The 18,352-nt window shown below is 50.4% G+C and carries 15 protein-coding genes; all 15 read left to right on the forward strand.

The annotated features are described in order from the left end of the window. Positions 1–70 precede the first annotated feature (70 nt). A complete protein-coding gene (locus tag ACQKE4_RS08030) occupies positions 71–343 on the forward strand; it encodes a hypothetical protein (protein ID WP_427387734.1) in 273 nt (90 codons plus the stop codon). A gap of 69 nt (positions 344–412) precedes the next feature. Further along, a complete protein-coding gene (locus ACQKE4_RS08035; protein ID WP_427387735.1) occupies positions 413–1,213 on the forward strand; it encodes a DUF2235 domain-containing protein in 801 nt (266 codons plus the stop codon). Positions 1,214–1,218: 5 nt separating this feature from the next. After that, entirely contained in the window at positions 1,219–2,337 is a 1,119-nt protein-coding gene (locus tag ACQKE4_RS08040) for an ISAs1 family transposase (protein WP_427387779.1), read from the forward strand. Between the two features lie 8 nt (positions 2,338–2,345). Further along, positions 2,346–2,675 carry a hypothetical protein gene (locus tag ACQKE4_RS08045; RefSeq protein WP_427387736.1) on the forward strand — a complete coding sequence of 110 codons (330 nt, stop codon included), beginning with the start codon at positions 2,346–2,348 and terminating at the stop codon, positions 2,673–2,675. 177 nt (positions 2,676–2,852) lie between these two features. Continuing rightward, positions 2,853–3,188: a hypothetical protein gene (locus tag ACQKE4_RS08050; RefSeq protein WP_273134989.1), complete on the forward strand. Its 336-nt coding sequence runs from the start codon at positions 2,853–2,855 to the stop codon at positions 3,186–3,188. Between the two features lie 101 nt (positions 3,189–3,289). Then, positions 3,290–3,583, forward strand: a complete 294-nt coding sequence (locus tag ACQKE4_RS08055; RefSeq protein WP_427387737.1) for a transcriptional regulator — start codon at positions 3,290–3,292, stop codon at positions 3,581–3,583. A gap of 27 nt (positions 3,584–3,610) precedes the next feature. Continuing rightward, on the forward strand, positions 3,611–4,666 hold the full coding sequence (locus tag ACQKE4_RS08060; protein ID WP_427387738.1) for a transposase: 1,056 nt from the start codon (positions 3,611–3,613) through the stop codon (positions 4,664–4,666). Positions 4,667–4,717: 51 nt separating this feature from the next. Continuing rightward, positions 4,718–4,897 carry a DUF4160 domain-containing protein gene (locus ACQKE4_RS08065; RefSeq protein ID WP_427387739.1) on the forward strand — a complete coding sequence of 60 codons (180 nt, stop codon included), beginning with the start codon at positions 4,718–4,720 and terminating at the stop codon, positions 4,895–4,897. Next, the gene (locus tag ACQKE4_RS08070; RefSeq protein ID WP_427387740.1) at positions 4,890–5,135 is read left to right on the forward strand and encodes a hypothetical protein; all 246 of its coding nucleotides are present in this window, start codon (positions 4,890–4,892) and stop codon (positions 5,133–5,135) included. Before ACQKE4_RS08065 ends, ACQKE4_RS08070 begins: the two co-directional genes overlap by 8 nt. Before the next feature lie 321 nt (positions 5,136–5,456). After that, positions 5,457–10,757, forward strand: coding sequence for a glycosyltransferase (locus tag ACQKE4_RS08075; protein ID WP_427387741.1), 5,301 nt, complete (start codon positions 5,457–5,459; stop codon positions 10,755–10,757). After that, a complete protein-coding gene (locus ACQKE4_RS08080) occupies positions 10,757–12,298 on the forward strand; it encodes a heparinase II/III domain-containing protein (RefSeq protein WP_427387742.1) in 1,542 nt (513 codons plus the stop codon). The genes ACQKE4_RS08075 and ACQKE4_RS08080 overlap by 1 nt, the downstream gene beginning before the upstream one ends. After that, positions 12,288–14,255 (forward strand): hypothetical protein, encoded by a 1,968-nt coding sequence (locus ACQKE4_RS08085; protein WP_427387743.1) that lies wholly within the window; start codon positions 12,288–12,290, stop codon positions 14,253–14,255. Before ACQKE4_RS08080 ends, ACQKE4_RS08085 begins: the two co-directional genes overlap by 11 nt. A gap of 57 nt (positions 14,256–14,312) precedes the next feature. Beyond that, positions 14,313–15,215, forward strand: coding sequence for a hypothetical protein (locus tag ACQKE4_RS08090; RefSeq protein WP_427387745.1), 903 nt, complete (start codon positions 14,313–14,315; stop codon positions 15,213–15,215). 384 nt (positions 15,216–15,599) lie between these two features. Beyond that, complete coding sequence (locus tag ACQKE4_RS08095; protein ID WP_427387780.1) at positions 15,600–16,019, forward strand: sulfotransferase family 2 domain-containing protein; 420 nt, start codon at positions 15,600–15,602, stop codon at positions 16,017–16,019. Between the two features lie 45 nt (positions 16,020–16,064). Further along, a complete protein-coding gene (locus tag ACQKE4_RS08100; RefSeq protein WP_427387747.1) occupies positions 16,065–18,326 on the forward strand; it encodes a heparinase II/III family protein in 2,262 nt (753 codons plus the stop codon). The last annotated feature ends 26 nt before the right edge of the window (positions 18,327–18,352 follow it).

Raw genomic sequence — 18,352 nt, forward strand, 5'->3', positions numbered from 1 at the left:
CGCCGGAACACGGCAGTTGTTGCAGCGGGTTTTGGAGTGGCGGCAATAAGCCAGCAGCCCCACGCTCGATATGATGGCGGTTTATCCATTGGTCGGGCTTTATGTTATTGCTCTGGGCGGCATCTGGGCCAGCCGGTTGGGGCATTTGTCTCAAGGCGTGGGGCTTATGCTTGCGTATGTGTCACTGTTGGCAGCGGCTTTTCTGGTGGGTGAAATACTGCTCACTGTGTTCGAGCTTATGGGCGAAATTCATATTGGGCTTTGGGCAAACCTGCTGTTCGCCTCGGTGTTCGGGATGTGGGCATTGGTGCATGAAACATTCCTGAAGCCCAAAGGTCAGTGACGGCAAGCTCAGTGTCCGTGAGTGATGCGCCAATCACTGCACAAAACCAACTCCAGGGAAAGGAGCCACATGAAAAACATCATCATTTGTTCAGACGGAACCTGGCAATCTCCGGAATCCGATACCACTACCCACGTACTGCGCCTGGCGGAGGGTATTGCTCCGCAGGACAGCGCCGGCAACAAGCAGGTGGTGTTCTACGATTGGGGCGTAGGCTCGGAGGGCGATAAGTTCTCTGGCGGCATTACCGGCCAGGGGCTGGATAAGAACATTCAGGACTGCTACCGCTTTCTGGTGCACAACTACGAGCCGGGCGATGCCATTTACCTGTTCGGTTTCAGCCGCGGGGCCTATACCGTACGCTCGCTGGCGGGGCTGGTGCGCAATTGCGGCATTCTGCGGCGGGAACATGCGGAAAAGGTGGGCCACGCCTACGCCCTTTACCGCAACCGTGGCCCGGCCAGTGCGCCCGGGCGCGAGAAAGCTGGTGTCTTTCGCAAGAATTATGCGCTGGCGGATATCAGCCGCATTCACTTCATTGGTGTGTTCGACACCGTGGGTGCCCTGGGCATTCCGGCGCCGTTTCTGGGTACTTTGGGTTCCGACAAGTACCTGTTCCACGACACCGAGCCCAGCAGCATCATCAACCACGCCCGCCACGCGGTGGCCATTGATGAAAACCGGCTGGATTTCGAGCCTACCCTGTGGTCTGCAAAAGCCGGCATCGATCTGAAGCAGGTGTGGTTTGCCGGCGTGCACACCGACATTGGCGGCCAGGGAAAATGCATGAAAACCCGCGCCATGATGCGGCTTTCAGCGCTTTACGAGGTTAGTCTGATGTGGTCATCTAAGTGTTTTCCTTTTGGATAACATCTATGTCAGCGCCGTCTCTGTTTCAGCATTTGTCTGTTATTCCCGACTTCAGGCAATCCTGGAAAGTGCAACATCAGCTTTCGGATATCCTGTTTTTAGTGGTATGTGCAGTGATTTGTGGCTCAGAGGGCTGGGACGAAATCGAGGATTTTGGCCACTCAAAACTTGATTTTCTCAGACAATATGGTGATTTTGGCGGCGGCATTCCCAGTCACGATACGTTGGCGCGTGTCATGGCACTGATCAACGCAGAACAGCTTCAGACAGCCTTTGCCGAATGGATGAAAGCCTGCCACGACGTAACTCAGGGTGCAGTGGTGGCTATTGACGGTAAAACACTGCGGGGCTCTTATTGCCGAGGAAAGCAGAAAGGCGCGATCCACATGGTGAGTGCTTTCAGCGCGGCTAATGGCGTCGTATTAGGGCAAGTGAAAACGGCACAGAAATCCAATGAGATCACCGCGATACCCGAGCTACTCAAGCTTCTAAATTTACAAGGCTGTCTGGTGACAATTGACGCGATGGGGTGCCAGAAAAAAGTAGCGGCAAAAGTGCTCCACAAAGGAGCTGATTACCTGCTTGCTGTCAAAGATAATCAGCCTAAATTGATGCAAGCCTTCGAGCAGGCGTTTCCAATGAGTGAGCTGATTGGCTTTGAAGGTGATGCTTATGTGACCGATGAGAAAAATAGGGGGCGTCAGGAAACGCGTTATCACTTTGCCAGTGAGTTCACTCAAGAATTTCAAGATCTTAGTTATGAGTGGCCGGGGTTGAAAACAGTGGGTGTGGTGATGTCATTTCGTACTGAAGTCGGTCGTGCACCAGAAGAGCCAACGTTGCGCTACTACATCAGTTCAGCAGAATTGAGTGCTAAAAAATTGGCTGAAGCGGCTCGTCAACATTGGTTCGTGGAAAATAAGTTGCACTGGTCACTGGATGTCGCTTTACGAGAAGATGCTTGCAAAGTCCATCGAGGCTATGCGGCTGAGAACCTTGCCAGGGTTCGTCACATTGCTTTGAATTACCTCAAGGGCGAGACAAGTTTTAAAGGTGGCATACGCCGAAAGCAGAAAAAGGCAGCACTGGATGAAAGCTATTTAGCGACGATATTGGCTGGATGAAATCTTTCATGCGTTTGCCCTGCATTGGCGGCGGTTACCCCAATCACACCCTGGGCGATATTCCGGGGCAGTGGATGGCCAAAGAAGCGGAAGCCTGTGGCCTGGCCCTGGAACCTCACCTGCTGCGGCGTATGAACCCGGACTACGCCGGCCCCAAGCACAATGAATACAAAGGCTTCTACAAAGCCATGCGCCGCAAACACACCCGCCAGCCTGAACCGCTGCTGCATGTGAGCGTGAAGCAGCGGTGGCAGGATGATGCGGTGAAGTACCAAAGCCCGGGGTTGAGGGCTTTGGTTGAGCAGCTGGGGTGGGAGGGTATTGAGCTGGAAGGCTGAGTAGTGTCAGTCACCAGAATACCGCACCCCCAGGATAATCTGATAACCTCCCTTTCCACGAATTCACCAACAAGGACCTTTTAAGGCATGGCACGAAGAAAATCCAGAAAGAAGTCGACCCCCAAAACCCAGACCACTCAGACTCAAGCAAGCACAACCACCACACAGGCAACCCCCATGACCAGTTACAACGCCCCTGAAGCCACCGCCACTGCCACCACTGAAGCCCCCGAGCGCAGCCGCACCACCGTGCGCCCGGTAGACCTGGCCGCAGGCATCACCAAAGGCCTGAACGAGCAGCACGAAACCCTGCAAACCAAGGCCAATGCGATTGTGATCAAAGAAGTGTTCGAGCAGATCCGCGCCCAGGTGGAAAGCACCGAAGATGGCGTAATCAACATCCCCGGCCTGGGTACCTTCAACTGCCGCACGGTTACCCGTGAAGGCGAAGAAGGTGCAGAGCCGGTGCAGGTTAAGCGTGTGAACTTCCGGGTGGCTAAAGCGCCGCAGTAAGTTATGGCTAAGAGCGTGTTGTTGCGCTCACCTTGCATTAATTGGGTACCCCTGTGTCTATTTTGCTAAAATAACTCAAGGATTGGATATGGGGGTATCTAATGATTAGTTTGGTATCGGGGCGGGATGTTCAGTCTGCATTGGCGGGCTACGTACAACAGCGCCGGAAGGCTTTGAAGTGGTCTCGGGCTGCATTGGCCGAACGCAGCACGGTGCCAGCACCCACCATCAAGAAGTTCGAAACCACCGGGCAGATTTCGCTGCGGCAATTTTTGTTGTTGTGGCAATGCGTAGACGATCTGCAGCGCGTTCAAAGCCTGACTCAGGCCTCCGAACAAGAACCAAAATACAGGACACCCACTTTTTTGACAGCCTGCTTCGGCGGGCTATGTTGAGATAAATCCCGCCTGACGGACACCGTCATGACTCAGCCTCGTGCCACCCTTATCTCGCTGGAAGCCACGCCCTGGTATCACCTCGTCAATCGCTGCGTGCGCCGTGCCTTCCTGTGTGGCACGGATTCCGTGAGCGGACAGTGCTATGAGCACCGCCGTGGCTGGATCGTGGACAGGCTGCATCAGCTGGCCGGGGTGTTCGCCATCGATGTGGCGGCGTATGCGGTGATGAGCAACCACTATCACTTGGTGGTGCGAGTGGATGCGGCGCGGGCAGGGGAGTGGGGCGATGACGAGGTGCTGCGCCGCTGGACGTCGCTGTTCACCGGCCCGCTGCTGGTGCAGCGCTATCGGGCGGGGGCCGACCTGTTGCCGGCGGAGCGGCAGGCGGTGACGGCGCTGGCAGCCACCTACCGCGAGCGGCTGGCCGATGTCTCCTGGTTCATGCGCCTGCTCAACGAGGCCATCGCCCGCCAGGCCAACGCCGAGGATGGCGTGAAGGGGTGTTTCTGGGAGGGGCGTTTCAAGAGCCAGGCGCTGCTCGACGAGGCGGCGATCCTCAGCGCCATGGCCTATGTCGATCTGAACCCCATCCGCGCCGGCATGGCCGATACGCCGGAGCGTTCCGAGCATACTTCGGTGGCCGAGCGCCTTGGCGAGCTGATGCCCCAACGCGATTCCGTGATGCCGGTGGCGCCGCCAGCGGTGTCCGCTGCTTCGGGCAGGGCGCCGGCCTGGAGTGACATGCTGCCTCGGCAGCCGCTGATGCCCTTCGATGCCACCGCACGGCTGTCCACCGCCATTCCCTTCAGCCTCGAGGACTATCTCGAGGTGGTCGAGACCACCGGGCGCTCGCGGCGAGCCGACAAGCGGGGGCTGATCGAGGCGCGCGTACCGCGGCTTCTTGAACGCCTGAGCATCGACCCCGAGGCCTTCATTGCGGCTTCCACCACACTGCTCAAACGCTTCGGTAGTGCCGTAGGCTCGCCCACCAGCCTGACCGCCTGCTGCGCTTCCCGCCAGGCACGACACCTGAGAGGCATGCGCGCGGCGCGGGAGGTGTTCGCGCGGCGGGTGGCGTGATGGACGCTGGCGTAGATAGAATGCTTGTTATGGCTTGGGGAGTGAGGAAGCATGCCTACGATATCGGCATTCTTTGGCATCCTGATTCGCATGTATTATGACGACCACAATCCACCGCATTTTCATGCCTACTATGGTGAGCATGAAGCAATCATTGCTATCCAAACCTTGGAAGTCATGGAGGGAAATCTGCCGAAACGGGCTCTGGCAATGGTCCTTGTGGATGGATGACACTATCCGCCCCCTCTGTCAGGAGGAGAAGGATATCTGCGAGCGCTGGGCAACGGACCATGGCTTTGAGCTGGAGTATTACCCTCTTGAGAAGGGGTTGGGTCGATTGACACGGCGTGACGCTTCCTACGCTGCTTTGGCACCGAAGCCGCCGACGATGGTTGCTGTCAGCAATGACGATGTCCACCCAGAGCATACCTTAGGCCTAGACTTCTCCTTGCCTGAAGAGAGACGTTGATGGCTTGTGAGGAGTTTTACCTTCTTTGGGTATGGATTCCCGAGTGTCCTGCTATTCTGTCATTCCCGCGTGCCCTTAGCGGGAATCCAAGTTGATCAGGTGGCCGGGCCTCAGCGGGTAAGGTCAAACTAGATTCCCGATAACCCCATTCGGGAATGACAGGCATGGGAGGGGCGGGAATGACCGTATCTTATCTGTAACGAAACATCTTCAAACTTTCTCTTCTTCGGTTTTTCGCTTTACCTGTATCATGGTGTGCAAGCATCACTGCATTGAATTCTTTACTTTTATTTATAAATTTCACTTTCGACCAGGTATTACATGGACGTACTGATTAAACACGCGGAACAGTTAGCTCAGCATCGCCTTCCTTTTATTGCTCAGCCGGTTGCTGGGCGGGTGGCTTATGTCGTTAATCATGGCCAGTACGATGCGACCAATAGTGACACGGTGCGTACACAAGGTATTGCAGAAGCACTGAACCATCAGGGGTTAGAGGTGTTGTGTTTTGTACGCCCTGGGTGTCCATGGGCATTTTATCCCAACCGCGAACTTTCGCCTGATGTAGAGGTGGAGGGGGTAACGTACATTCATTCGCGTTGGCCCTATGGCGTGGTGCCGCGGGGGCAGTTGGCTAATTTGAATGCCAGTGTGGAATGTTTTATTGAACGGTTTCGGGTGTACCGCCCTGCGGTGGTGGTGGCTGGGTCTAACTGGGAAACGGCGTTACCTGCCTGGGTGGCGGCGAAGCGGATGGGGTTACCATTTTGCTTTGAAGTACGCAGTTTCGGGGAGCTTGCCAAGGATGCCCGCGAGCCGGGGTATGCCCATACGCTGGGTTTTCGAGAAGAGGCGGCGCGAGATAGTTTTATTGCTCGTAACGCGAGCCAGGTATTTACCCTTAATGCATCCATGAAAGCGGAACTGATCAAGCGTGGGGTTCAGCCGGAGCGTCTGAGTGTCGTACCGAATGGCCTCCGCGAGTTGCCTGCCATTCAACCGATTGATACAGGGCTGAAGCATCAGTTGGATATCTGGGAGGGTGATAATGTTATTGGTTTTCTTGGTAGCTTTCATGCTTACGAAGGGCTGGATATCCTGTTTCACGCCTGCGAATCACTGATAAGCAAAGGCATTAACATTAAGTTGTTATTGGTGGGGGATGAGCAGCCGCTAACCAGCGCTGTTAATCGTCATCAGCGTGATGCGGATAAACCTTGGCTTATTCAGGTAGGCCGAGCATCTGATGAGCAGTTGGCGAAGTATTACGCGCTTATGGACTGCGTGGTTATTCCACGTAAGGCGGTGCCGCTATGTGAACTGACGCCACCCACAAAAGCGCTGGAAGCGCTGGCCTATGGCAAGCGGTTGGTCATGTCGAAGCTTCCTGCTTTAGAAGATGCTTGCCCGGTAATCAAGGGCGTTAGCTTCGCCAAAGCGGATGACGTGGGGGCGTTAGTCGCTGCTATGGCGCAAGTGCTGGAAGATGTGCGTGTTGAGCGATTAAGTATCGAGAAGAACACTGAGCAAGAAGGCTTGCAAAGTAACGCTGTTTTTCAAGGGCTAGACACCAACGTGCTGACGTTTAACCGCTTGACCCAGGGAATGGTAGAGACCCTGGAAATGGTTGCAAACGAGCCAACACCGCTATTAGCGTTGCCGCAACCCCAGGATGAGCCTGAAGGTTTAGGCAACATTACTTTCTCAACGGCCAGCCAGTGGTTCTATGAAGAGGGTCGCCTGACCGATACGCTGCTGGCGTTGCAAAGCCTGCAAGCTCGCGGGGTTAAATTTGATAAACCTAAGCGCGATTTAGAGGCCTTTGTAGCGGGCTTAGCACGCCTAAAAGGGGGCATTGGGCTGCCGCCTCGCCAACCCAATGCTGGGCTGATGAGCCGCCGCCAGCAAGTGTTGTACTGCTTACACCAGTCGGTTCCCCATGCCACTAACGGCTATTCTACCCGCTCACATGGCATAGCGGTGGGCTTGCAAGAGTCTGGCTGGAACGTGCGTGCGACGACGCGACCTGGCTTTCCGTGGGATGGCGGCATGAAGGGATTGCCCCGTGGTTACCATGAAGCCACTGTCGATGGCGTGGCCTATGCGGCGTGTGCTGGCTGGAACCTTGCCAAAACTCCGTTAGACCTTTACCTGGCAGAGGCAGCTGACCACTACCTGCGTGAAGCGCAAACCAGTGGTGCGGAAGTGATCGTGGCGGCGTCGAATCATATTACCGCCTTACCAGCGTTAATAGCGGCACGACGCTTGGGTTTACCGTTTGTTTATGAAGTGCGCGGTCTGTGGGAAATCACGCAAGCCTCTACCCAGCCTGAATGGGCAGGCTCTGAACGTTACCAGCTTATGCGTGAACTGGAGCAACAGGCTGCTCTTGAGGCAGACTTGGTTATTACCCTAACCGAAGAACTGGCCGATGAACTCGCCAGTTGGGGCGTGTCGCGTGAGCGGATTACGGTAGTACCTAATGCCGTGAACGCTGAACGCTTTACCCCAAGGCCCGCCGATATTGATGTGGCGCGCCAACTAAAACTACCTGCGGGCGTACCGGTTATCGGGTATGCGGGTAGCGCGGTAGCCTATGAGGGGCTGGAACTGCTGCTGGAAGCATTAGCCAAACTGAAGGCTCGGGGGCAGGAGTTTGTCTTTGTGCTGGTGGGGGATGGCAAGGTTATTGATACCGTTAAAGCCACCGCTAAGACGTTAGGAATTGAAAAGAACTGCCGCTTTACCGGGCGGGTAGCGTTTGAACAAGTGCCACGCTATTTATCGTGCATGGATATTATGCCGATACCGCGGCTTTCCTCAGCGGTGACTGAAATGGTGTCGGCACTCAAACCGCTTGAAGCAATGGCAATGGGGAAGGCCGTGGTGCTTTCCGATGTGTCGCCCCATCAGGTAATGGCGGGCCTAGGTGGCGAACGTGCGCGGTTATTTGAAAAAGACAACGCGGTGGCGTTAAGCGATGCGATTGAAGCGCTCATCAACAACCCCGCCGAGCGTGAGCGTTTGGGCGAGGCAGCCCGTGCTTGGATTGACCGTGAGCGTACCTGGAACCACGTTACAAGTATTTATGCTCGTAGCTTGCAGCAATTGCGTGAATCCGTGGTAGCGCATCAACGCAAGCAACAAGTTGAAGGGCAAACAAACGCTAAAACACTGGCGCAGCTAACGCTGGGGCTGATTGGCGATACGTTCACGACCGACACGCTGGCAAGCGCGGTTAAAGTAGTGCCGCTTTCACCGGACAACTGGCGTGAGCAGCTTAAAGAACAGCCCATTGATGCGCTGTTTGTGGAATCCGCTTGGAAGGGCAATGACTGGCAGTGGTTCCGCCAAGTAGGACATTACAGCGTGCATGAGTTTGCAGCGCTTGATGCCTTGTTAGCACATTGCCGCCGTAAGGGGATTCCGTCGTTATTCTGGAACAAGGAAGACCCGGTTCACTTTGACCGCTTCCGCGCGACCGCCGCTAAGTGTGACCATGTGTTTACGACCGACAGTCGCCGGATTATTCCCTATCTCGCCACGCCCGGTGCGTTGACGCAAACGGCCAGCAGTGCGCCGTTCTATGCGTCACCGAAAATTCATAACTTGTTGCCGTCTACCCGTGAATGGCAGCCAACGGCCGCTTATGGCGGTACGTATTATGGTAAGCGCTACCCTGAGCGCACCGAGTACATGGACAAAATCATGAGCGCGGCAGCCCCCCTAGGCCTAACGCTTTATGATCGTCAGCATGATGACCCTACATCGCCCTATAAATACCCCGGCGGCTTGGGTAGCTATGTGGCAGGTAGCCTAACGTACGAAGAGATGATCCAGGCGTACAAAGCTCATCCAGTGCAAATTAATGTCAACTCGGTGCTGGACTCGCCAACGATGTTTTCGCGCCGTGTTGTGGAAACGGCAGCCTGCGGCTCACCGATGCTTTCCGGCCCAGCCCTTGGCATGAATCGTTATCTGGAAGGGGCGGGTCATGTGATTCGCACTGAAAGCGATGCCGCCCAGGCGCTTGAAAATTTGATGCATTATCCTGCATACCGCTGGCGCGTGGCGCTGAAAGGTGCCCGTGCGGTGATGCGTGCCCACACCACAGAGCTGCGCCTGACCCAAATGCTGCGCACTGCCGGTATGGTTGTTCAGGCACCCGAACTACCAGCGTACTCTATTTATACATCTGAAATGACTCCTGCTGGCGCACAGCGTGTACTCGCGCAAACGGTTCGCCCGGCGTGTATTGTTAGTCGCGAATGGCAGGCGGGCACCCGTGCCCAGCTAGAAGCGGAAGGTATTCGCTGTGCAACGCCGGATGGTGAACGTGTGGCGGCGGAAACGCTTTGGTTGCTGGCTAATCCGCGTGCGTTGGAAGGGTTGGAAGCGGAAGACCTCGAAGACTTGATCTGGCCAACGTTTTACGCCCCCCATAAGCGTATTGCTTTCAGTCGGTATGCGGTGCTTGAAGAAGGCGACTGGCCAGGAGTGGCGGTGGAAAACTCTTCTATCGATACGTCATTGCAGCTGCTTCGCCCAGATGCGCAAATGGCACTTGCCGAGCTTCAGAAGTGGGGGGCGCGTAAGCCCACCTTAACGCTTCGCAAACCACCCCACGTTCATGCTCAGGCGCCTAATGTATCGCCCAAGAAAACGGTTGTGATTGCGGGGCACGATCTCAAGTTCATTAAGCCGTTTTATCCCTACTTTACGAAAGCAGGGATGCGGCTATTGCTGGATTTTTGGACCGGTCATAATCATCACAACGAAACCGCTAGTAAGCGCTTAGTACGCCAAGCCGATACCGTGTTCTGTGAATGGACCCTGGGTAACGCTATTTGGTATGCCAAGCACAAAATTGAAGGGCAACGGTTGGTAGGGCGTTTGCACGCTCAGGAATTGCGCAATGTGTTGTTTGATCAAGTGCCCTTCGATGCCTTTGATAAGGTGATATTTGTCGGCCCACATATGCTGCGTAACGCCCAGCAACGTAATCCAGCATTGAAGAAAAATGGGGTGGTCATCTATAACGGCGTTGATATCGACGCCCTGCAAGCGGTGCCGCGACAGCCCACTAATGGCAAAGTGCTGGGCTTGGTCGGTATGGTGCCGCAAAGCAAGCGCTTAGACCGCGCGCTGGATATTCTGAAAGAGCTACGCAAGGAAGACACCGGTTATATTCTGCGAGTAAAAGGAAAGCGGCCAGAAGACTTCGCCTGGATGGTCATGCACCGGCCTGAAGAAATGGCTTGGTATGAAGAACAGTATCGTCGAATACAAGATGACCCGTTACTTAAAGATGCCGTGATCTTCGACCCGCATGGCAATGATATGCCCCAATGGTATGCAGGGGTTGATTTCATTCTTTCGGTAAGTGACCACGAAAGCTTCCACCTAGCAGTAGCCGAAGGCGCTGCTAGTGGCTGCACGCCGATTGTGCTGCCATGGGAAGGTGCGGATGAGATTTACCCCAAAGAGTGGGTGTATTCGGATGCTAAGGCGGCGGCTGAGGGGATAAAAGCGGGCCCGGGGGGGCAGGGGAGTGTGAAAGGCTTTTCCGCGGATAGATTTAATATCAAATCAATCTTTTATTTTTTTATGAGGTTTTTTTAATGAAGGTTGCTATTAGGCATTACGCCTTCCCAACATACGAAATGCAGCTCCCATTGAACTGGCTGGCAGATCCATACAAGAATAAAAATTGGAGGCATCACTTAAATAGCCTCAGATGGTTATCAGGAATACATGGTTTGGTTGAAAAGAAAAAAGTCCTTGTGGATTTCTATCGACAACATTGTGTGAAAAAAAAAAGAAATCCTTTTTATTCAACCATGCAAGGTGATCACACGGCAGCAATAAGAGTTGATATTTTTTTGACTTTAAAGAGGCTTTTTTTAGAGAAAGGGCTTACTTCAGGAGTCGGAATATGCAACAGGTTGCTCCAGGAGGAGCTGAAAAACCTGCAAAGAAAAGAAATGTATAGAACTGGCCATAATCATGGGATGATGGTTGATCTTGCAATTCTTGAGGCTTGCGAAGTTGAGCCAAATTTGACTAAATTTGTTGATATTGATTTGGTGTTGAAGAGAAGCTCTCGGACATTGGGTGAAATGTGGAGCCTTTCTGGTTACACTAAGGAGCACTCCATCTCATACCAAGAATATAACCTCCCCTTAACTATAAGTTATTTTGAAAAGCTTGTTAGCTTAGGGTTTGATTCAAGCTCATTTATTCAAGAAGATTTCCTAAAAAATGAAACCAAAAGGATATTGGGATACTCTCTTAGAGCGAGTGGAGAATATTTCCCAGTAGGAGATTCATTCAGGCAACCTAACAGAAAAATTTTGCGCAGCGTTTACCCAGAAAATAGTAAGGGTATTGATAGCCCTAGTCAAATACTGGCACCGTATTCGATGGAAAAAGGTTGCGTCGTAAAAGAGGGGCTGGTTATACGAAAATGGCAGGGAAAATATAATAAACTAATGCACATTATAGTTACTTGTGGATGGAATTCTTTTAGTCACAAGCAAAATGATGAGTTTTCATTTTGCTTTGATGTTGATGGTGTCCCAATATTCGATGATGCCGGTTACTCTACAGCATGCAGTAAACAAGTTACTGACTTTCTTAAGTCTGAAAATGCGCACTCAAATTTCTCGCTGAAAAATTACGCCTGGTCGGATAAAAAGGTACCAGATGGAAATTCTATTCTTGAGACCTTCTGTTCGCCTGAAAGTAGTGACAGTGAATGCGGTATTCAAAAAATCAACATGCAGCATGGTAGGTTTAGTGGCCTTACAGCAACTAGAGATGTGGTGTTTAATGATCATGGGTTTAGGATCATCGATGGTTTAAATTCAAAAGCAGAAAACTCTTGCCGAGATGTTGACGAAAGTCTGGTTATTTGTCATCGCTTTGTACTTTCGCCAGATGTTTCTGTAGAGATAACTGATGATTCGGTAATGTTAAAATCTGATGGAGTTATATGCAGCCTGTCTTTTGAGTTTGGTAAGGCAAGTGTAATTAAAATTCCTTGGGTCAGCAAAGAAAAGCATAAGATATTTGAAACTAACGCGATCCAAATTGTTAGTCAGAGAAATGTGAGAGATAGACCTTTAAACTATTTTTCGGTTGAGGTGTTGAATGGCGACTGAGTTTGTTTGTGTAATATCGGATGTTGATAGTTTCCATAGAAACCATAGTTTTTTTCAGTCTAGTATAGATAGATCCGATTTAATGCATGGGTCACTTGTAAGGACCCCCAGTTTTTACAGAGAAAAACTTGGAAAAGTTGGGGGCAAGGAGTGTCATTTTTTTTCTGTTCATGACCAAAACGAGAACATTCCTGTAATTCAAAGAGGTGATGCATTTACATTCTTTGATGGTGAGGCTGTATACAAGGGAGCCCACTCACGGCAGCATGAAGTAGAAGATTACTTTGTTTTTAGTAGGGAGGCGCGCGGCTCCTATTGCTTGCTTAGTTATAATCAATGCCATTCAGGTGTGGTTAAGGTAACAAATGACCCTATGGGGCTTTATCCAGTTCTTTATGTTTCATGCGATGATTTCGTTGTTATTACTAATACGCCAATATGGGCGGAAACAGTCCTGAAAGAGCTTTATGGAGTCTACCTTAGAAGGAGCGATGAGCATGTTATAAATGAGATTGTGACTGGTGCGCCCCTTGATGTCGGGCCCTACGAAGGTATGCGCTATCTACCATTTGATTCGGAGTTGACTGTTTCAGAGAAAGGGAGTGTTGTAAAGAATAAGAGAGGGGTGAGTTATTATTATAAGTCAAGTCGGGATGAGTTTGAGGGTTTGCTTGAAAAAGCCAAATCTGAAATATGTAGCAATGTACTATCAGTTGCTAAATCTGAGGATTATGACTATAAAATTAGCGACATATCAGGAGGCATTGATAGTCGAATGATTCTGGCAGCTATATTGGCAACCGGAACTAGAAGTAATTTCTTTTTTAACACTACTGGCAGCTATCCTAACCCTGATTCGAATGTTGGAAACTATATTATTGAGAAGTATTCATTGCAGAAATGCAATATACAAGACCCTTTGTCAAAATCGCGAAGAGGATCATTTTCGGATAACCCAGGGAGGTTTATAAAAACCTTTTGCTATGCTTCTTCAGGTATGAAAAATAATGTAGCTCGCCATGTAGAAAGTAAAGATAAAGAGGTGCGAATATTTAAGCTTGGTGGTGGTTTTTCTGCTTACAAGGCTAATAAGTCGAAGCTTTTGAGTGGATCAGGAAATGTTGCTTTGGACCAGGCTGTCCATTTGCTTACTAAGGGTCAGTTCTGTATAGATGGTGATCGTCTCGATAAAGTCAGGGGGAAGGTCAAAAATATCTTGCATGATTGGGTTGTAAATGACGCAATGTCTATTGCAAGTGCTCTTGACAGGTTCCATATTGAACACAGAGGGCGTTTTCATATAGGAGTATGTGAGCACTGGGGGAGGCACCATGGTGGAAAGGCTCATCCACTAAATTCTCCGTCTTTGGTTAGGGCGAGTTTTTCAGTTTCTGATGTTGACCGGTTGAATGACGTTGTTACTTTTTCATTGATGTATAAAATATTCCCTTCCCTTGTTTTTGTACCTATAGAAAGCAGGGTTTGGAATCCTCTTGCATATGCAGGCTATAGCCCGGGCGTTATACGAAAACTAAGCAAAATTAAACCGGTTTTAAGGTCCTCTAAAAGGCTTTATGGTCAAGAGCCAAATGTAAAAAAGTTAGTATTAAGTGAGCTTGATGGCTTGAGTGTTGATCAAGAAAAAAAGGACGGTTTTTTTTGTGATAGCGTTTCAAGAGAAGTCAAGTCTGTGTCCCTTTGGAAAAGAAAGCAAGTTAGACTAAACAGGAAGTGGTATTGGGCCGAGCTGGATAAGGTAAGAACAGTTTTTTTGTCTCTATTTGATGAGTTCTACTCTTCTGGGTATCATATCGATAGCGATTTTCTGGAGTATCTCCGCCGCTTGAAAAATAAAGATTTAAATGAGTATAAGTCTATAAAAGAAGTTTTGGAGATGCATTGTGTTACAACCTTGCTAGTTTTTATTATGAAAAAAGAGGTCGAGATAAAAGTCTGAGTTTTTTGAGGCTGATACTTTTATTTTTTGGTTTTTTTCCTATTTGGGGGGTGGGGTATGAGTTTTAGTGAATTATTCAAGAGGTATGTAAGCAAACCTGAAAGCTTCTGGCATGAAACTCATTGGAGAAACGCGCGTAAAATAGAGAAGTTCTTAGAAAAAGGCAGTGAGCTTAGGTCAGAAAGTAAGGAGGGGTATGTTGATAACTTATTGAGGCTTGCATATTTAAGGCAAGGCTTTAGGCCTAAGCATATTTATTTGGTCAATGCAGGAAGTTCAGGGTCGCATTGGATAGAGGCGATGCTGGGGCTCATTCCTGGTTTTTATAATGGTGGAGAAATTTACTTCCCCGCCGAGATAAGAAAAAAGCTTAGCTCTATGGATGGCGATGATGCGAACCTGTTTTTAGATGCTGTTTATCTATTGCATTCGGGCGGTATATATAAAGACTCTTTGTACTCTTCTTTGAGTAATTCTGCGCATCTTGCTAACCATGGTCAGGTTTCAGCGTGCAGCAAAAAAAAAGTTGCTGTGCTGGTGCTTCGAGACCCTGTTGATATTGTTATGTCAAGAACATTTAGGAAGGAGGAGTATAAAAACGACATAGCCTCCGGTCTTGATGATCAAGAGTATTTAGAGAAAAACTGTTCGTATCTTGAGAGGTTTTATAAAGGTCTTGATATTAAAAGTTTTGATCGCGTGATAAAATATGAAGAGTTTGTTAGGGATCCTGTGGGTAACCTTCGATGTCTTACTGATTTGTTTGAGCTTGATGTGAAAGAGGCTGACGTTGAAAAGGCTGTTGTAAAGACTTCTAAGTTAGAAGAGGAGAAGGTCGTTAAAAAAGGCGATACCCCGCTAACCAATATTTACTTGGGTGTTAAAAAAGACCATGAATGGGCGAGAGATTATATAAAAGAAAGGCTGCGGGAAGTGATTGATGAATACGAAAATTATTGACGCGATAGCTTTTTTATTGTTATGTCTTTACGTTGTTTAAAAACTTCATGTAGAGAGCCTGATGCGCAGCATTTCTGAAGCTTTATTGTTTAAGTCGTATCGTGAGCTCGATATTGGCACGCATATATCACTGAAAAATGACTATATTTACTTTCAAGTAAGCAAGTCGGCAAGCAGTACTGTAAAGTTCTACTTGCAGGAGCTTGAGGTTCGCGGGACTCAGCGTAAAGTTGCGGATGTCAACAACCGTAACTTGTCACCGCACACCTGGCCGAGTCAGCTGAGAGAAGATCACTTTCTTGAATTGTTGGGCTCCCCTGCAATGCGCAAGGTTACCTTCGTCCGCAACCCGTTTCCCGACTTCTTTCTTGTTACCTTCATCGGATCAAAGGGTCGCCTGATTCTCCCAGTGTCAAGAACATTAAGCGCTTCACCCGCAATCGCTTTGATGCGACCCTTTCTTTTGCTGATTTTGTTCAAATTGTTTGCGATCAGGAAAGTATCCAGCAGGATTCGCACTGGCGGGTTCAGTCAGATGAAGTCTTCTACAATCTTATCCCTCACTGGAGCTTTATCGGCAGGGTGGAGCGTATCGACGAAGACCTTCCAAGACTGATGGCGCTGCTTGACCCCGATGCAGCGGCCCCAACTAGTGAACTTGAGGACTACTCCCCCAGCGTAACCAAGGCAAGCAGCAAGCTTGCCGATTTTTATACGCCTGAGCTTGAGAAAAAAGTGGTCACACGCTACAAAGCGGATTTTGATAACTTTGGCTATGCCACTTCCATTGAGCTTTCTGGATAGGATTAGGAATGGGGCTATGATGCCTGTTGATAAGAAAAGGGTTACATGACCGATATCGCAATGAAAGCTGGCTCAGTTGCTGCGCTTGAACGCTGCGTCCAGAAAAAACTTCAGCAGCTTTCGAATAATTCTAGCAACAAAGCGCTGGGTGAGAAGATAGTTACCAAGCAGCAGCTTGAGCTGGCTCCCTTCAAGGCCGTCCCGTTTTCTGGGTGGGGTGACTGGGAGCAGGATCCTCTCAACAACCGCAGCTGGCAGTGGCGGCTGAACTGGCTATCGTTTCTGTCTTACCTGATGGCTTACCATCGCGCCTCTGGAGATGAGGCGGTGCTGGACTTGGCCCGCGAGGCGATTCAGTCGTGGTTGGATACTTACCTGGAAACGGATACCAGCTACCCGTTTGAGTTTATCTGGCACGACCATGCCACAGCACTGCGTGCCGAACAGCTGGTGTTGCTAGTTTATTACTGCCGTGACTATGCGCCGGAATGGGCAACAACGAACGCTCAATTTCTAACCTATGTTGAAAAGGCTGTCAGGGTACATGGTGAATGGCTAGCCAAGGACAGTTTTTATTCCGAGCATACTAACCACGGGTTAGAGCAAGCCCGAGTGTTGCTATTGCTTGGCACTGTATTTGAGGGCGAGCAGGCTCAGCAATGGCAGCAGCTTGCTACACAGCGAATCAGCAGTGAATTGACGTTTTCATTTACCGATGAAGGTGTCCACGTCGAAAATAGCCCTGCCTACCATATTTTTGTCTTTAAGGTGTTTGTGGGCATCATCAAGGATTATCCCGATGAAGTGCTAGGAGGGCTCTCTAGCCAGTTCGATGTATTTGCCCACAAAGCACTGCGTTTTATTACCCATATACTCCGGCCCGATGGCCTTTTGCCGCCAATTGGCGACACTGAGCAACTGCCTACTTCTAATATGTATCGTGATGCTTTCGGCCACATGCCGGAATATCAACATCTATTATATGCGCTGACCAGTGGTAAGCAGGGTGAGCCGTCAGCAGGCACTAATGCTGTCTTTCCGCGTTCGGGTTATGCAGTCTTTCGTGATCAGTGGCCGTCTCGGGGAAGTTATGCTAATGCGCTTCAGTGCATTATAAAAGTGGGCTGCTCTAGCCGCTATCATCACCAGCAGGATGAAGGGCATATTAGTCTTTATGCGGGTGGTGAAGATTGGTTAATTGACTCAGGTTTATATAACTACAGCGGTAAAGATCCGGTTCGCCGCTATATGCGCAGTCGGGCAGCGCATAATATCCCGCTGGTGTCGGAGGCAGATTATGCTGCGGAGTTTGAGCATCGCCTGAGTGCCTGGGAAGTAACCGCGTATGATGACTCGTCTTCTTTTCCTTTTGTCGAAATGGCCTTGAATGTTCTTCCGCAAGTTGAACATCAGCGGCGTGTAGCCCTTAATACGGCACAGCATGAGCTAAGTGTGGTTGACCGATTCCACTGCGACGATGCACAGCCTCGTGAAGTGATTTTGCAGTGGCACTTCCCGCAGGATAAGCAGATCAGTATTCAAGGAAACCGGGCGATCATCAGCAGCGCAACGGGCAGCCAGCTGTTAATGGAGATCCAAGGTGCCCAGCCGGATAGCTTGTCGGTGGTAAAAGGCTGGAAGGGGGAGCGTGTTTTCAGCGCTTTTTCTGCTAAAGCAAACCAGCTTGAGTCTAGTCAGCTATTGCGAGTTGTGTTTGCACCGAGCAACGCATTGGAAGTGACGACTCGGTTCCATCTTTCGTTGTCACCACTACGTAAACTTGCCGCTTCCGATGCTCAGTTGAGCAGGGGGGATTCGCTTGAAACACTCGCCGCCGTGATGGACCGAACGGGAGTGTGGCAGCACACACTGCTGATGGGTAATGCATCCTTAGCGACTACGTTGGGCAGGCTGCACCAGGACAAGGGGCGTGGTTTTGTGACGGTAATGACTGATGATGACAGCGCTAGTCAGCACTTAGAGGCGCAGTTGGTCAGTGCAGGGCTGGGGCTATGGGCGCAATCGTTATCGCTAAGCGGTTCGGTTGATTGTGATGCGGCGGCAGGAGCTGTCTCAGGCGATGCCTTAAGTGGCCTTAAAGGCATCAGTTTGTTGATTATTGGTACATCAGATGTTTCAGACGACTATCTAGAAGCGTTACTCGGTAAGCTTTTGCCCATACTGTTGCCACGCTTAGCACCCACCGCACAGGTGTGGCTGGCGGATACTATGAATGTATCCTTAAAAGCTTTGTGTCAGCAGTGGGCAAAGCGGCATGGTTTTAAAGTAGCCCAATTGGCTAGTTGAGGTGGTTAGTCGGTGTCGCGTACCTC

Origin of the sequence: Halomonas sp. NPDC076908, assembly GCF_050269715.1 — a bacterium.
GTDB lineage: Bacteria > Pseudomonadota > Gammaproteobacteria > Pseudomonadales > Halomonadaceae > Vreelandella.

What these genes read in the sequence shown, in the direction of transcription:
- ACQKE4_RS08045 (WP_427387736.1), top strand. Translation starts at nt 2,346, where the DNA reads ATGCGTTTGCCCTGCATTGGCGGCGGTTACCCCAATCACACCCTGGGC.
- ACQKE4_RS08040 (WP_427387779.1), top strand. Translation starts at nt 1,219, where the DNA reads ATGTCAGCGCCGTCTCTGTTTCAGCATTTGTCTGTTATTCCCGACTTC.
- ACQKE4_RS08050 (WP_273134989.1), top strand. Translation starts at nt 2,853, where the DNA reads ATGACCAGTTACAACGCCCCTGAAGCCACCGCCACTGCCACCACTGAA.
- ACQKE4_RS08055 (WP_427387737.1), top strand. Translation starts at nt 3,290, where the DNA reads ATGATTAGTTTGGTATCGGGGCGGGATGTTCAGTCTGCATTGGCGGGC.
- ACQKE4_RS08075 (WP_427387741.1), top strand. Translation starts at nt 5,457, where the DNA reads ATGGACGTACTGATTAAACACGCGGAACAGTTAGCTCAGCATCGCCTT.
- ACQKE4_RS08060 (WP_427387738.1), top strand. Translation starts at nt 3,611, where the DNA reads ATGACTCAGCCTCGTGCCACCCTTATCTCGCTGGAAGCCACGCCCTGG.
- ACQKE4_RS08035 (WP_427387735.1), top strand. Translation starts at nt 413, where the DNA reads ATGAAAAACATCATCATTTGTTCAGACGGAACCTGGCAATCTCCGGAA.
- ACQKE4_RS08030 (WP_427387734.1), top strand. Translation starts at nt 71, where the DNA reads ATGATGGCGGTTTATCCATTGGTCGGGCTTTATGTTATTGCTCTGGGC.
- ACQKE4_RS08100 (WP_427387747.1), top strand. Translation starts at nt 16,065, where the DNA reads ATGACCGATATCGCAATGAAAGCTGGCTCAGTTGCTGCGCTTGAACGC.
- ACQKE4_RS08080 (WP_427387742.1), top strand. Translation starts at nt 10,757, where the DNA reads ATGAAGGTTGCTATTAGGCATTACGCCTTCCCAACATACGAAATGCAG.
- ACQKE4_RS08065 (WP_427387739.1), top strand. Translation starts at nt 4,718, where the DNA reads ATGCCTACGATATCGGCATTCTTTGGCATCCTGATTCGCATGTATTAT.
- ACQKE4_RS08090 (WP_427387745.1), top strand. Translation starts at nt 14,313, where the DNA reads ATGAGTTTTAGTGAATTATTCAAGAGGTATGTAAGCAAACCTGAAAGC.
- ACQKE4_RS08085 (WP_427387743.1), top strand. Translation starts at nt 12,288, where the DNA reads ATGGCGACTGAGTTTGTTTGTGTAATATCGGATGTTGATAGTTTCCAT.
- ACQKE4_RS08070 (WP_427387740.1), top strand. Translation starts at nt 4,890, where the DNA reads ATGGATGACACTATCCGCCCCCTCTGTCAGGAGGAGAAGGATATCTGC.